The organism is Neisseria sp. P0024.S006, from assembly GCF_051956595.1.
In the GTDB taxonomy this organism is placed as follows: Bacteria; Pseudomonadota; Gammaproteobacteria; order Burkholderiales; family Neisseriaceae; genus Neisseria.
Genome location: NZ_JBQCXH010000004.1, coordinates 318,915 through 333,030 on the forward strand (window position 1 = coordinate 318,915; position 14,116 = coordinate 333,030).

Below are 14,116 nucleotides of genomic sequence, written 5' to 3' on the forward strand. Positions count from 1 at the left end.
CGGTTTATCATGCGGCAAGCAGGCCGTCTGAAACAGAGATATGATTATGACGCACACACAAATCCATCGTTCCAAATGGCAACGTGCCGCACTCGTATTGCTGCTTGGCAGCATGGTTCAGACGGCCTTTGCCGCAGTCATCAACGTATCCGCACAAGACAATCTCAATGATGCTTTGGCGCGCGCCCAAGCCGGCGATACGCTCAAGCTTGCCTCCGGTACATACAAAACCAAACTCTATATCGACAAACCCATTACCATCGAAGGCCCTGCCGACCGTTCCGCCAAGATTGTCGGCGACCGGAGCGGGAGGACGGTTGCCGTTCATGCGCCTGATGTAACTTTGCGCAATCTGACCGTTTCCCATTCCGGCATGAGTTTGCCGGCAATGGATGCCGGTATCTATTTAGAAGAGACGGCAACGCGCGCGCTGGTGGAGCATAACAACATCATCGACAACTCTGTCGGCGTGTATATTCACGGTGCGGCAGAATCCATGGTGCGGGAAAATAAAATCATCGGCGATGCAACCCTGCGCGTCAACGAACGCGGCAACGGCGTAACCGTCTGGAATGCGCCCGGTGCGCAAGTGGTCGATAACGATATTTCCAAAGGCCGTGACGGTATTTTTTCAAATACCAGTACCCATAATACCTACAAAGGCAACCGTTTTAGCGACTTACGCTTTGCCGTCCATTATATGTACACCAATGACAGCGAAGTCAGCAACAATATCTCCGTCGGCAACAATATGGGTTATGTGCTGATGTTTTCCGAACGCCTGAAAGTGTATGGCAACATTGCCGTTGGCAGTCGCGACCAAGGCATTATGCTCAACTACGTCAATTATTCCGAAATTCACGATAATGTGATCAATAAGGCAGGCAAATGCGTGTTTGCCTACAATGCCAACTACGATAAAATCTTTGCCAATCATTTTGAGAACTGCCAAATCGGTATCCACTTCACCGCAGCCATCGAAGGCACAACCCTGTACGAAAATTCATTTATTAACAACGAAAGCCAGGTTAAATATGTCAGCACCCGCTTCCTCGATTGGGGCGAGGGTGGTCGCGGCAACTATTGGAGCGATAACAGCGCCTTTGACCTTGACGGCGACGGCTTCGGCGACAGTGCCTACCGTCCCAACGGGATTATCGACCAAATCATCTGGCGCGCACCCGTCGCCCGGTTATTGATGAACAGCCCTGCCATCAGCATTGTCAAATGGGCGCAATCGCAATTTCCCGCCATCCTGCCCGGCGGTGTAATTGACAGCAAGCCTTTGATGAACCCCGTCCGCAATAAAACGACAACCAAATACGAAGCCATGAAGGACGAATTGCTGCATGAGGCAAAAACGCACCAATCCGAATGGGGTAATGCCGAAAACGGTGCGCTGACAGGCGGAAATGCCAATATGTAACCTTTCAGACGGCCCAATATCAAAGGCCGTCTGAAACATTCACTAGAGGAATATCCATGAGCAGTACCAACCACGTTGAATTGAGAAACGTGACCAAGCAGTTTGGCAGCCAAAAGGCCGTCAACCAAGTCGATCTGGTTCTCAAGGCTGGCGAGAGCGTCGGCATGGCAGGACACAACGGTGCGGGCAAATCTACCATTATGAAGCTGATACTCGGCCTGATTACGCCGACCGAGGGCGAAGTGATGCTTTTGGGAGAACCGACCGGAAGTAAAGCAGGGGCGCAGCGTCGCAGCCAAATCGGTTACCTGCCTGAAACGGTTGCATTGCACCCTTCATTGACCGGTATCGAAACCATGGATTTCTATGCCAAACTTAAAAAACAGCCCCTGAGTAAAAACCGCGAATTGCTCGAACGTGTCGGCATTTCCCAGGCCGCACGCCGCCGTGTCGGCACTTACTCCAAAGGTATGCGTCAACGCCTCGCTTTGGCACAAGCCTTGTTGGGTGAGCCTAAAGTCTTACTATTTGACGAGCCGACTACCGGCCTTGATCCGGCTTCGCGTCAAATGTTTTATGAAGTTGTGCGCGAACTCAATGGACGCGGCGCAACCGTATTGCTCAGCACCCACGCACTGGCCGAGCTTGACGGCCACGCCGACCGCATCATCGTCATGAAAAACGGCGTGAAAGTTGCCGACGGCAGCATGGATGAGTTGCATGTTCAAAGCGGCCTGCCGCTGACCGTCAACGTCCGCTTGAAGGAAGCGCGCCCGTTGAGCGAGCGTTGGCATCCGCTTTCAGACGGCCTGTCATACCAAGCGCAATGTAAAGCAGAAGAGCGCATGGCTCTTTTGAGTGAATTGGGTGATTTGGGCAGTCTTGCCTACATCGATATCCACACGCCTACACTTGACGATATGTACGCGCAATTCTTGAAGAGGGAAGACGTATGAACCCCGTTTGGATTATTACCGGCAAAGAAGTCCGCGACAGCCTGCGCAACCGTTGGGTTCTTGCCGCCGCACTTTTGCTTGCCGCATTGGCACTGTCATTAGGCTTTCTCGGCAGCTCGCCGACCGGTTCGGTCAAAGTTGATCCCTTGACGGTAACCGTAGTCAGCCTGTCCAGCCTGTCTATTTTCCTGATTCCGCTGATTGCGATGTTGCTCTCTTATGATGCACTGATCGGCGAAATCGAGCGCGGTACAATGGCGTTGCTGCTAAGTTACCCCATCTCGCGCAACCAAATCCTTGCCGGTAAATTTATCGGCCACCTCATCATCCTTGCCCTTGCTACCACGGCAGGCTACGGATTGGCAGGTATTACCCTTCAGCTTGCCAACGGCGGTTTTGATATTGCCGCATGGCAGCCTTTCGCCCTCTTGATTGCTGCCAGCGTGATTCTTGGCGCAGCCTTTTTGTCCATGGGCTATTTGATCAGCGCAAAAGTTAAAGAACGCGGTACTGCCGCCGGTATCGCCATCGGCGTTTGGCTGTTTTTTGTCGTTATTTTCGATATGGCGCTTTTGGGTGTTTTGGTTGCCGATACCGAACAAGTCATTACCGCGCCTGTAGTGGAAACCGTTCTTTTGTTCAACCCCGCAGACATTTATCGCCTGCTGAACCTGACGGGTTACGAAAATACAGCCATGTATGCCGGCATGGCGGGTTTGAGCGAACAAATCAGCCTGAGTATGCCTGTTTTGCTGACGGCTCAGGTATTATGGGTTATCATTCCTTTGATTTTAGCCGCCTGGATTTTCGGAAAGCGACAAATATGAGAAAAATATTATTGACAACCTTCACACTCATCGCATTGGCAGCCTGCAGCAAGCAGGACAACAGCCCTCCGCCTGCGCCCCAACAAATCAGCGACAGCGCAGTGGGTCATTACTGCAGCATGAATTTGACTGAACACAACGGCCCTAAAGCGCAAATCTTCTTGAACGGCAAACCTGAAAAACCAGTTTGGTTTTCCACCATCAAGCAGATGTTCGGCTACACCAAGCTGCCTGAAGAGCCGAAAGGCATTCATGTCATCTATGTTACCGATATGGGTAAAGTCAAAGATTGGGAAAAACCCAATGCCGACACCGAATGGATAGATGCGAAAAAAGCCTATTACGTTATCGAAAGCAGCTTTATCGGCGGCATGGGTGCGGAAGATGCGCTTCCTTTTGCCGACAAGGCACAAGCTGAAAAATTCGCCAAAGAAAAAGGCGGCAGAGTTGTCGGTTTCGCAGAGATGCCCGACGAATATATTTTCAAATAAAACAATCAATAAAGGCCGTCTGAAACCATTTCAGACGGCCTTTGTGTTGAAAGCTTGCCGATTGATATTTAATGATGCAGGCTTGCAATGTAAAAATAAAAAATCCAAGGAATATGCCATGTCCACTCCTTTAACGCGTCGCCGCTTCATTGCCATCGCCGCCACACTTGCCGTCGGTGCCGGCATTCCCTTTGCCATCAGCCGAAAAACCAATCGGCCGGCTCATTCAGCCAGCCCGAATCAAGAAGGGCAGCCTGTTATCTGGAAAGGGATTGCATTAGGCTCGGGTGCGGAATTGCGTTTGTTCGGCGTTGAGCGCAAGCAGGCGGAGATACTGATCAACAAAGTATTGGCGGAAGTTTCACGATTGGAAAAAATCTTCAGCCTGTATCGGGACGACAGCCTGATCAGCCGCTTAAACCGAGAAGGCCGTCTGAAAAATCCGCCATCCGATTTTTTGCAGCTGCTCAGTATCAGCCGGGATATTCATCGGCTGACGCAAGGTGCATTTGATCCCAGTATTCAGCCTTTGTGGAATCTGTATGCCGACCATTTCAGACGGAATCCGAAAACCGAAACGCCGCCGTCCGAACGCAGCATCAAAGATACGCTTAAATTGGTGGACTTCAATAAAGTCGACTTTGATACAAAAGAAATCCGTTTTGCCCAAAAAGGCATGGGCTTGTCGCTTAATGGTATCGCCCAAGGCTATATTACCGACAAAGTAGCTGAATTGTTGAAGCAGCAAGGCGTTTCTCAGGCATTGATTGATATGGGGGAGATTTACGGCTTTGATAATGCCAACCAGCGCGAGTGGAATGTCAGCATCCGCAATCCTGACCAAGAAGACCAAATTCTGACCACCATTGCCATGAAAAATCAAGCGTTTGCCACATCGGGCGGCTATGGCACGGTAATGGACGAGGCAGGCAAATTTACCCATCTGTTTGACCCGCGCACAGGCAGAAGCCAGCCGCGCTATAAAAGCATGAGCGTTATGGCGGAGAGTGCGGCGGTTGCCGATGCTTTTTCGACTGCATTTTCTATTATGGATGAAGCGGCCATCCGAGCAGCGGCCCAAGTCAAAAATGCACAGGTTTGGCTGGTAATGCCGAATAATGAATTGAAGAAGATTTGAGGTGGGAAAAAGAATGGTTTTGCCAGTTGGTTTGAATATATGAATAAGGGAAAGTCTAAGTTATTGAAACAATGGAGTATAAAAAAGAAGGGTTGTCCAAATAGACAACCCTGAAACTCTTGCAGCTGGGAGTAATTAGCAAGAGATTACGACACTTAAAACAAAAATTCACTCATTTCAAAGCACGAAGCTTTAATATCTAAGCAATACGGTATTTCGACCGCTCAAACCCCTTCGAAACGGAGAAACACAACATTATGGGAAAATCCGACAAAGTGGTTTAAAGCAATTAAGATGAGCGGTCTAAAAAGCAGATAACCGGATGTCTTTAGATAAACGGTATAATATCAGGATAAGCGGAACATTACCAGTGAATATTATAAAAAAGTAGAATAATTCATTTAGTGATTGATTATATTGAATAAAAACATGGATTTTTATTGAATATTTTTACAACAGTTAATTCGGTTTGATATAATAAATTATTTAAGTGATTGATATCAATAAGAAATAATTTTTTGACTTTGTGAGTGATGATAGAAAAAGGCCGTCTGAACGTTCAGACGGCCTTTTTTTAAAGAGCGATTTATTTGGTTGCAGAAGCAGTAGAGGCGGCTTCGGCTTGAGCACCTGCAGCTGCGTTTTCACCCCATGCCGCAGGGTATTTGTAACCGGCAAAGCGTTTTTGTGAGTAGGCTTTGAACTCGTCAGAGTTGTAGGCTTCGGTTACATCTTTCAACCATTGGCTGTCTTTGTCGGCAGTGCGGACGGCAGACCAGTTAACGTAGGCGAAGCTCGGCTCTTGGAACAGGGCTTCCGTCAGTTTCATGCCGCTGCTCATGGCGTAGTTGCCGTTAACGATGGCAAAGTCAACGTCGGCACGGCTGCGCGGCAGTTGGGCGGCTTCAAGTTCTACGATTTGGATATTTTTAGGGTTTTCGGCAATATCTGCTTTAGATGCGGTCAGCGGATCAACGTCGGCTTTCAGTTTAATCCAGCCCAGTTCGTTCAACATAACCAATGCACGGGCAAAGTTGGATGGGTCGTTAGGTGCAGAAACGCTGACACCGTCTTTCAATTCGTCCAAAGATTTCAGTTTGCCAGGATAGAGGCCCAAAGGAGCAGTCGGTACTTGGAAGGCTTCGGTGATGTCCAGTTTGTGTTCTTTTTTGAAGTCGTCCAGATAAGGTTTGTGTTGGAAGATGTTGATGTCTAATTCGCCTTCTGCCAAAGCAAGGTTGGGGCGCACATAGTCGGTAAACTCGATCAGTTTGACTTTATAGCCTTTTTTCTCCAAAGCCGGTTGGATTTGGTCTTTTACCATATCGCCGAAGTCGCCGACGGTTGTACCGAAGACGATTTCTTTTTTCTCTGCGCCGTTATCGGCAGAAGAAGCGGCAGAAGCAGCAGGTGCGCTGTCTTTTTGACCGCCGCAGGCAGCCAATACGATGGCCAGCGCAGCAGCAGAAAGGGTTTTGAAGAATGGGTTGATTCGCATAATTTTGCTCCTGATGGATGATAAAACGGTTTCAGACGGCCTCAAGCTGCCGCCGTCAAAAAAGAGGGATTGTAAATCTATTTTGAAAATATGAGGATGTTTTTTGTAAATTTATTTGAAATATATATCCTAATATGTTCTAAATAGATAACAGGCCGTCTGAAAAATAGTAAGTCCATTTCAGACGGCCTGTTTACTTAACGCTTGTCCAGTTTGCGTGCCAATCTGTTGCCGATGCCTTGAATCAGGATAACGAGTAAAACCAGGATGGCGACGATGAAGATGATGACCTCCATTTGATAGCGGTAGTAGCCGTAACGGATGGCAAGGTCGCCCAAGCCGCCGCCGCCGATCATACCTGCCGCCGCGCTGTACGACAGAAGGCCGATAGCCAGTACGGTAATGCTGGAAACCATACCTGCGCGCGCTTCATTCAAAAGCACTTTGCAGATGATGCTCATGGGGGAAGCACCCATTGCGGAGGCCGCTTCAATCACGCCTTTAGGCACTTCGCGCAGGTTTTGCTCGACCAGACGGGCGAAGTAGAACAGGCCGGATACACTCAATACCAATGAGGCGGCAACCGGGCCGATGGTTGTGCCGATAATGGCGCGTGTAACGGGAATCATGGCAATCATCAGGATGACGAAAGGGAAGGCACGCATCAGGTTAACCAAGTTGTCCAAAAACAAATTCAGCTGTTTGTTGTAGTGCAACTGATGGCTAGACGTCACAAACAGCAATACGCCCAAAACCGTACCGAAGATAACGGCAAAAGTAGTCGATAGGCCGACCATAATAAAGGTTTCGCCCAAGGCTTGGATAATTTCGCCTTTCATGCTGACGATGGTGTCAACAGCACTTTCAAATGTCAAATTTGCCATATTAGTCCTCTCGAATCAGCTCTTGCCCGATTTCGGATTGGGCATGGATTTGGTTGCCGTGTACTTCAACGATTTCCAGCAGACGGCCTTTGTCCAAGAGGGCGGCGCGGTCGCACAGGCGGCGGATAACGCTCATTTCGTGGGTAACGATGACGATGGTTACGTTGAAACGTCGGTTGATGTCTTCCAAACACTTCAAAACGCTGCGCGTAGTGGCGGGGTCGAGGGCGGAAGTGGGTTCGTCGGCAAGGATGACTTGAGGTTGCGGCGCCAGCGCTCGGGCGATACCGACACGTTGTTTTTGACCGCCGGAAAGTTGGGACGGGTAATGGTTGGCACGGTCTTGCAAATCAACGATTTCCAAACATTCTTCAACACGCGCTTGGATTTTTTTAGACGGCCATTTGGCAATTTCTAAAGGGAAGGCGACGTTTTCGGCAACGGTACGGTTGCTCAATAGGTTGAACTGTTGGAACACCATGCCGATGTTTTGTCGGGCGTGGCGCAGTTGCGTGGCATTGAGCGCGGTCAGCTCTTGGCCGCATACGCTGACGGTACCTGTATCCGGACGTTCCAATAAATTAATCAGGCGCAGCAGGGTGGATTTACCTGCGCCGGAATAGCCCATCAGGCCGAAGATTTCACCCTGTTTGATTTCGAGGCTGGTCGGCTCGACGGCGATAAAGTCTTTGTTGTCGCGTGTTTGATAGTGTTTGGAGACGTGATCCAGAATAATCATGGTTTATCCGTGTTTTCTTTAATTCGTGTGGCCATCAGGGTGTGCAGACGGCGGTTGTCGGCGCGTGCGACGGTAAATTGCAGGTTGCCGATGATGACTTTTTCGCCGCGTACGGGCAGGTGCCCCAATTCTTGAATGACCAGGCCGCCGATGGTGTCGGCTTCTTCGCTGCTGTATTCCGTGCCGAAAAAGGCGTTGATGTCTTCGATCTCGGTTGCGGCGTGGATGCGCCAGCGTTCGGAAGAAACGGCGTGGATATTGTCGGCGCTGTCGTCTTCGTCAAACTCGTCTTCGATGTCGCCGACGATTTGCTCGATGATGTCTTCAAAGGTTACCAGGCCGGATGTGCCGCCGTATTCGTCAATGACAATCGCCATGTGGTTGCGTTGTTCGCGGAATTCTTTTAAAAGGGAGGCCAGTGATTTGCCTTCGGGAACGAAAACGGCAGGGCGCAAGACGGATTTCAGGTGGAACTGCTCGGGATTAAACATATATTTGAGCAGGTCTTTGGCATGCAAAATGCCCAAAACTTCGTCTTTGTCTTCGCCGATGACGGGGAAACGCGAATGGGCGGTTTCGATGATGTAGGCTGTGATGCGCTCGATGCTGTCGTTTTCTTTCAATACGTTCATGCGGCTGCGCGTAATCATGGCATCACGCACTTCCAGCTCGGCAAAGTCCAATACTTTTTCCAGCCGGGTCAGTGTGTCGGCATCAAAAACTTCCTGTTCGTGCGCTTGGCGCAACAGGGTCAATACGTCTTCGGCGGAGTCGGGCTCGCCGGCAAGTCGGGAGATTAGGCGTTCGAAAAACTTGGGTTTCGACTGCGTACCGTCCATTTTAATATTCGTCCTCTTGGTAGGGGTTGGGGAAACCTGCCGCCAGCATCAGGCGGATTTCTTCGGCTTCCATTATTTCGGCTTCATCGTCTTCGATGTGGTCGTAGCCCATCAGGTGTAAAGTGCCGTGTATGGTCAGGTGGGCAAAATGCTGCTCGGGTGTTTTGCCTTGTTCGGCGGCTTCTTTCAAAACCACTTGCGGACAAATCACCAAATCGCCATACAGGCCGTCTGAAAACTGGTCGGGCAGGATTTCGCCTTCGTTGAGTGCGAAACTCAATACATTGGTGGCGTAATCTTTGCCGCGGTAGTCGCGGTTGTAGGCACGGGCTTCTTCTTCGTCCAGAAGAATCAGGCTGATGTCAGCGCGGCGGTATTCGTTTTTCAGTGCAGACCATGCCCAGCGGTAAAAATCGCGTTCGCTCGGAAGGTCGGCGGCGGAAGAAGCGTTTTCAAAGTTCAGATGAAAACGTTGCCGCTGTAAGGATAAAAAAGGATATTGTTTGGCGCGTTTCATGTTGTCCGGAAAATTTGGTTTTTAGGCGTAAATATAACATATTCACCCTCATGCCGTCTGAAAAACCGCCCAAAATATGATAGACTTCATGCCGTTTTCCATCTTTCAGGCAACCATTATGAATCCGAAAAAACTCGTTATCGCCAGTCGCGAAAGCCTGCTTGCCATGTGGCAGGCAAAACACATTCAAGGCCGTCTGAAAGCCCTGTATCCCGATTGCGAGGTCGAGATTTTGGGCATGACCACGCGCGGCGACCAAATTTTGGACAGAACTTTGTCAAAGGTCGGCGGTAAAGGCTTGTTTGTCAAAGAGTTGGAACAGGCTTTGTATGACGGCCGGGCTGATTTGGCCGTGCATTCGATTAAAGACGTACCGATGGATTTGCCTGAAGGTTTCGCGCTTGCAGCCATCGGCGAACGCGCCAATCCGTTTGACGCATTTGTGTCCAACCAATACGCGCGTCTGGAAGAAATGCCCAAAGGCGCCGTCGTTGGCACATCCAGCCTGCGCCGCGAAGCCCAGTTGCGCGCCCGCTATCCGCATTTGGTTATCAAACCTTTGCGCGGCAATGTGCAAACCCGTTTGTCCAAACTCGATAACGGCGAATACGACGCGATTATCTTGGCCGCCGCCGGTTTGCAGCGTCTGGAATTGGACGAACGCATCCGCATGATTTTGTCGGAATCCGACAGCCTGCCTGCCGCCGGACAAGGTGCATTGGGTATTGAAATTGCAGCGCATCGCGAAGATTTGTACGAAGTCTTGAAGCCGTTGAACCACGATACCACACACGCCTGCGTTACGGCCGAACGCGCGTTGGCGCGCGCTTTGGGTGGAAGCTGTCAAGTGCCGCTGGCCGCATATTGCACTGAAGAAAACGGCTTGCTGACCTTGCGCGGCTTGGTCGGCCATCCCGACGGCTCGATAATCTTGCAGGCGGACGCGCAAGCCCCTACCGAATACGCCGATGCTTTGGGTCGCGCTGTCGCCAAAAAATTGGCAGATGATGGTGCGGAAGAATTGATTGCCGCCGTATTGCAAGAACAGGCTTAAAACAGCATAGATAATGTAAAAAGGCCGTCTGAAACTTTCAGACGGCCTTTGTTTTGTAGATGCTTAAGGATTCATAATCCGCGCAACCAAAGCTTTTTCTTTGCCCTGCATGTTGGGGATTTTGACCTGAATGCCGTTGCCTGGGGCAACATCGACAGGCTGACCTTTGCGGGTCATTTGTTCCAATTTGATGGTTTGGTTGCCGCTTGGGTGGATGATTTCGAGTGAATCACCGATGGCAAAGCGGTTTTTGACTTCGATTGTCGCCCAGCCGTTTTCATCGATTTCGGTAACATGGCCGACATATTGGCTTTGTTTGGCGATGGAGTGGCCGGTCAGGTAGTTTTGGTAATCCTGAGTTTGGTGGCGCTCGAGGAAGCCACTGGTGTAGCCGCGGTTGGCAAGGCCTTCGAGTTCGCTCAACAGGCTGTAATCAAACGGACGGCCTGCGACGGCATCGTCAATCGCTTTGCGGTAGGACTGGGCCACGCGTGCAACATAATAAAGCGATTTGGTACGGCCTTCGACTTTGAGGCTGTCCACGCCGATTTTGGCCAGTTTCTCAACGACTTCAATGCCGCGCAGGTCTTTGGAGTTCATGATGTAGGTGCCGTGTTCGTCTTCCATAATCGGCATCATTTCGCCCGGGCGGTTGGACTCTTCAATCAAGAAAACTTTGTCGGCGTAGGGATGGCGTTTTTGACCGTTGATGCCTTCGAAGTTTTGGTTGGCTTCTTCTTGGGCTTTTTCAAAGTTGAAACCCTGCAGAAGCTGGGCATCGCCCGCGTCGCTTTCGACGGCGTTGTGGACTTTGTAGTCCCAACGGCAGGAGTTGGTGCAGGTGCCTTGGTTGGGGTCGCGGTGGTTGAAGTAGCCCGACAATAGGCAACGGCCGGAGTAAGCGATGCACAATGCGCCGTGAATGAAGACTTCAAGCTCGATGTCGGGGCATTCTTGGCGGATTTCGGCGATTTCTTCCATGCTCAATTCGCGCGACAGAATAATGCGTTCGACACCGATATTTTGCCAGAATTTTACGCCCCAGTAGTTGGTGGTGTTGGCCTGTACGGACAGGTGAATCGGCATTCCCGGCCATTTTTCGCGCACGGTCATGATCAAACCCGGATCCGCCATAATCAGCGCATCGGGTTTCATGGCAATCAAGGGCTCCATATCGGAAACGAAGGTTTTGAGCTTGGAGTTGTGCGGCAGCGTGTTGACGGTCAGGAAGAATTTTTTGTTGCGCTCGTGCGCTTCTTTAATGCCTTGCTCGAGGACGTCGAGTTTGGCAAATTCGTTGTTGCGGGCGCGCAGGGAGTAACGCGGGCTGCCGGCGTAAACGGCATCTGCGCCGTAATCGTAGGCGGCACGCATGCGCTCGAGGCCGCCTGCAGGCAATAAGAGTTCGGGTGCTTTCATGTTTTATGCTTTTTAAAATGTTTTCAGACGGCCTTTAAGGGAAGAGGGAAGGCCGTCTGAAAGATGTTTGAAGAATGGGCGGATTATCCGCTGTTTTTGTGTTTCGGTCAATTTTGTGTTGGGTTTGCGCTTTGTTTTTTATACGGAAAATGTCCTATATGGGCAAAGGTGAAAAGGGGTGTCAATTCATTGGAAATGTAAAAAAAGCAGGGTTGGGCGGAATAATTTAACAAAAAACCGTTCAAGCAATGTATTTTCTTGTAAAATATCAAGCTTCATTTTAAAAAATATTCGGATTCGTTACCGATTTTGACCGACGGAAGGTTTATGGATTTTCGTTTTGACATTATTTATGAATACCGCTGGATGTTTTTTTACGGCGTGTTGACGACGCTGGGACTGACGGTGGTTGCAACGGCAGGCGGCTCAGTTTTGGGTTTGCTGCTGGCATTGGCGCGTTTGATCAATCCGGAAAAAGCCGGTGCACCGATGCGTGCTTTGGCTTGGGTATTGCGTAAGATTTCTTTTTGGTATGTGACGCTGTTTCGTGGTACGCCATTGTTTGTACAAATTGTGATTTGGGCTTATGTTTGGTTCCCATTTTTCGTTCACCCGGCCGACGGTGTGCTGATTAGCGGCGAAGCAGCTGTTGATCTGCGCCGTTCTTATGGTGCGCTGATTGCCGGCTCTTTGGCTTTGGTTGCAAACTCGGGTGCGTATATTTGTGAAATTTTCCGTGCCGGTATTCAATCAATTGATAAAGGCCAAATGGAAGCTGCGCGTTCTCTGGGGCTGACCTATACTCAGGCAATGCGTTATGTCATTTTGCCTCAAGCGTTGCGCCGTATGTTGCCGCCATTGGCCAGTGAATTTATTACTTTGTTGAAAGACAGCTCATTGTTGTCCGTCATCGGTGTGGCTGAGTTGGCTTATGTACAAAGCACGATTACTGGCCGCTATTCTGTCTATGAGGAACCGCTTTATACGATTGCGCTGATTTATTTGGTGCTGACAAGCTTTTTGGGTTGGGTATTCCTGCGATTGGAAAGCCGATACAATCCGCAACACCGCTAATCGGTTTGAATCAAAAAAGGAAGACTTGAAAAGTCTTCCTTTTTTATTTGCCGTCAATGTTTCAGACGGCCTTGAATCAGAATGCTTCGCCAACTTTGACACCGCCTGCGATGTCTTTAGGCGTTGCCAGTTTGGCAGTTGCTTGTTGGGCGGCTTGGAATGCTTCAGTTGCCATGATGTCGGCAGCTTCTTGTACGGTCAATGTATTGGCCATGTATTGCCAACGTGCTGCCAAATCGGCGTTTGCCGGCGCGTGAAAACCGTCTCGCAATTCATCGACCAAGTCAGGGCGGTTGCATACCAGTACAATATCGCAGCCTGCTTCAAAAGAAAGTCGGGCGCGTTCTTTAATACCGCCGACGCCGCATGCGCCTTCCATGGTCAGGTCGTCTGAAAAGATAACGCCGTTAAATCCGATTTCTTGGCGCAGGATTTGTTTCAGCCATTTTTCAGAGAAGCCGGCAGGTTGGCTGTCGATTTGCGGGTATACGACGTGGGCAGGCATGACTGCGGCCATGCCTGCTTGGCTCAGTGCGCGGAAGGGGATAAGGTCGGCGGCTTCGAGCGCTTCGCGGCTGCGTTCGTCGCAAGGCAGGACATGATGGCTGTCGCCTTCGACAAAGCCGTGGCCGGGAAAGTGTTTGCCGCAAGATTTCATGCCGCCTTTGTTCAGGCCTTTTTGTAAGGCAAGGGCAAGCTGGGTTACGATGTTGGCGTCGCGGTGGAAACTGCGGTTGCCGATAACGGCGCATTGCCCCCAGTCCAAATCCAATACAGGCGTGAAGGATAGGTCGATACCACAGGCGGAGAGTTCGGTTGCCAAAACCCAGCCGACTTGTTCTGCTTGGGCGCAGGCGGCTTCTTGGCCTTCGTTGTCCCAAATTTCACCCAATACGTTCATGGCCGGCAGGCGGGTGAAGCCGTCAATAAAACGTTGAACCCGTCCGCCTTCGTGGTCGACGGCGATGATGAGTTCAGGCGTGCGGACGGCTTTGATTTCTTGAACCAAAGCTTTGAGCTGGGAGACGTTTTCAAAGTTGCGGCGGAACAAAATAACGCCACCGACGGCAGGGTCGAGCAGGCGTTGTTTTTCTTCTTCGGTCAGATGGTAGGCGGCGACGTCGGCCATGACGGGGCCGCGTGGAAGATGGGGCATATTCATTGTTTTGTCCTGAATAATGGATATATGGGTAATTGCAATATTCAGACGGCCTGAGCGTGTCGGAATATCTCAGGCCGTCTGAATATTGGTTT

At 50.4% G+C, this 14,116-nt stretch carries 14 protein-coding genes; 7 read left to right on the forward strand and 7 right to left on the reverse strand.

The window, feature by feature from the left end:
* Positions 1-46 precede the first annotated feature (46 nt).
* The 5 genes from ACTHUF_RS09350 (at position 47) to ACTHUF_RS09370 (ending at position 4,838) form a co-directional block, all read left to right on the forward strand.
* On the forward strand, positions 47-1,426 hold the full coding sequence (locus ACTHUF_RS09350) for a nitrous oxide reductase family maturation protein NosD (RefSeq protein ID WP_371460289.1): 1,380 nt from the start codon (positions 47-49) through the stop codon (positions 1,424-1,426).
* Positions 1,427-1,482: 56 nt separating this feature from the next.
* Entirely contained in the window at positions 1,483-2,382 is a 900-nt protein-coding gene (locus ACTHUF_RS09355; RefSeq protein WP_003748608.1) for an ABC transporter ATP-binding protein, read from the forward strand.
* Positions 2,379-3,209: an ABC transporter permease gene (locus ACTHUF_RS09360; RefSeq protein WP_036493197.1), complete on the forward strand. Its 831-nt coding sequence runs from the start codon at positions 2,379-2,381 to the stop codon at positions 3,207-3,209. Before ACTHUF_RS09355 ends, ACTHUF_RS09360 begins: the two co-directional genes overlap by 4 nt.
* A complete protein-coding gene (locus tag ACTHUF_RS09365) occupies positions 3,206-3,700 on the forward strand; it encodes a nitrous oxide reductase accessory protein NosL (protein ID WP_003748604.1) in 495 nt (164 codons plus the stop codon). Before ACTHUF_RS09360 ends, ACTHUF_RS09365 begins: the two co-directional genes overlap by 4 nt.
* A 118-nt stretch (positions 3,701-3,818) precedes the next feature.
* Positions 3,819-4,838, forward strand: a complete 1,020-nt coding sequence (locus tag ACTHUF_RS09370) for an FAD:protein FMN transferase (protein ID WP_440407520.1) — start codon at positions 3,819-3,821, stop codon at positions 4,836-4,838.
* Between the two features lie 586 nt (positions 4,839-5,424).
* Here the strand turns inward: ACTHUF_RS09370 and ACTHUF_RS09375 are convergent.
* The 5 genes from ACTHUF_RS09375 to ybeY form a co-directional block, all read right to left on the reverse strand.
* Complete coding sequence (locus ACTHUF_RS09375; RefSeq protein WP_036493205.1) at positions 5,425-6,336, reverse strand: MetQ/NlpA family ABC transporter substrate-binding protein; 912 nt, start codon at positions 6,334-6,336, stop codon at positions 5,425-5,427.
* Positions 6,337-6,533: 197 nt separating this feature from the next.
* The gene (locus tag ACTHUF_RS09380; protein ID WP_036493208.1) at positions 6,534-7,220 is read right to left on the reverse strand and encodes a methionine ABC transporter permease; all 687 of its coding nucleotides are present in this window, start codon (positions 7,218-7,220) and stop codon (positions 6,534-6,536) included.
* Position 7,221: 1 nt separating this feature from the next.
* Positions 7,222-7,959: a methionine ABC transporter ATP-binding protein gene (locus tag ACTHUF_RS09385; protein ID WP_049331197.1), complete on the reverse strand. Its 738-nt coding sequence runs from the start codon at positions 7,957-7,959 to the stop codon at positions 7,222-7,224.
* The gene (locus ACTHUF_RS09390; RefSeq protein WP_003748594.1) at positions 7,956-8,798 is read right to left on the reverse strand and encodes an HlyC/CorC family transporter; all 843 of its coding nucleotides are present in this window, start codon (positions 8,796-8,798) and stop codon (positions 7,956-7,958) included. Before ACTHUF_RS09390 ends, ACTHUF_RS09385 begins: the two co-directional genes overlap by 4 nt.
* A 1-nt stretch (position 8,799) precedes the next feature.
* Entirely contained in the window at positions 8,800-9,315 is a 516-nt protein-coding gene (ybeY, locus tag ACTHUF_RS09395) for an rRNA maturation RNase YbeY (RefSeq protein ID WP_311477585.1), read from the reverse strand.
* 118 nt (positions 9,316-9,433) lie between these two features.
* On the opposite strand from ybeY, the gene hemC reads away from it, so the two are divergent.
* A complete protein-coding gene (hemC, locus tag ACTHUF_RS09400) occupies positions 9,434-10,369 on the forward strand; it encodes a hydroxymethylbilane synthase (RefSeq protein WP_315093058.1) in 936 nt (311 codons plus the stop codon).
* Between the two features lie 63 nt (positions 10,370-10,432).
* Here the strand turns inward: hemC and trhP are convergent, their stop codons facing one another.
* Positions 10,433-11,788 (reverse strand): prephenate-dependent tRNA uridine(34) hydroxylase TrhP, encoded by a 1,356-nt coding sequence (trhP, locus tag ACTHUF_RS09405; protein ID WP_315093060.1) that lies wholly within the window; start codon positions 11,786-11,788, stop codon positions 10,433-10,435.
* Between the two features lie 327 nt (positions 11,789-12,115).
* On the opposite strand from trhP, the gene ACTHUF_RS09410 reads away from it, so the two are divergent.
* Positions 12,116-12,862, forward strand: a complete 747-nt coding sequence (locus ACTHUF_RS09410) for an amino acid ABC transporter permease (RefSeq protein ID WP_049322801.1) — start codon at positions 12,116-12,118, stop codon at positions 12,860-12,862.
* Between the two features lie 76 nt (positions 12,863-12,938).
* On the opposite strand, the gene nagZ is transcribed toward ACTHUF_RS09410, so the two are convergent.
* Positions 12,939-14,024, reverse strand: a complete 1,086-nt coding sequence (gene nagZ, locus ACTHUF_RS09415) for a beta-N-acetylhexosaminidase (RefSeq protein ID WP_315093064.1) — start codon at positions 14,022-14,024, stop codon at positions 12,939-12,941.
* Positions 14,025-14,116: the final 92 nt, after the last annotated feature.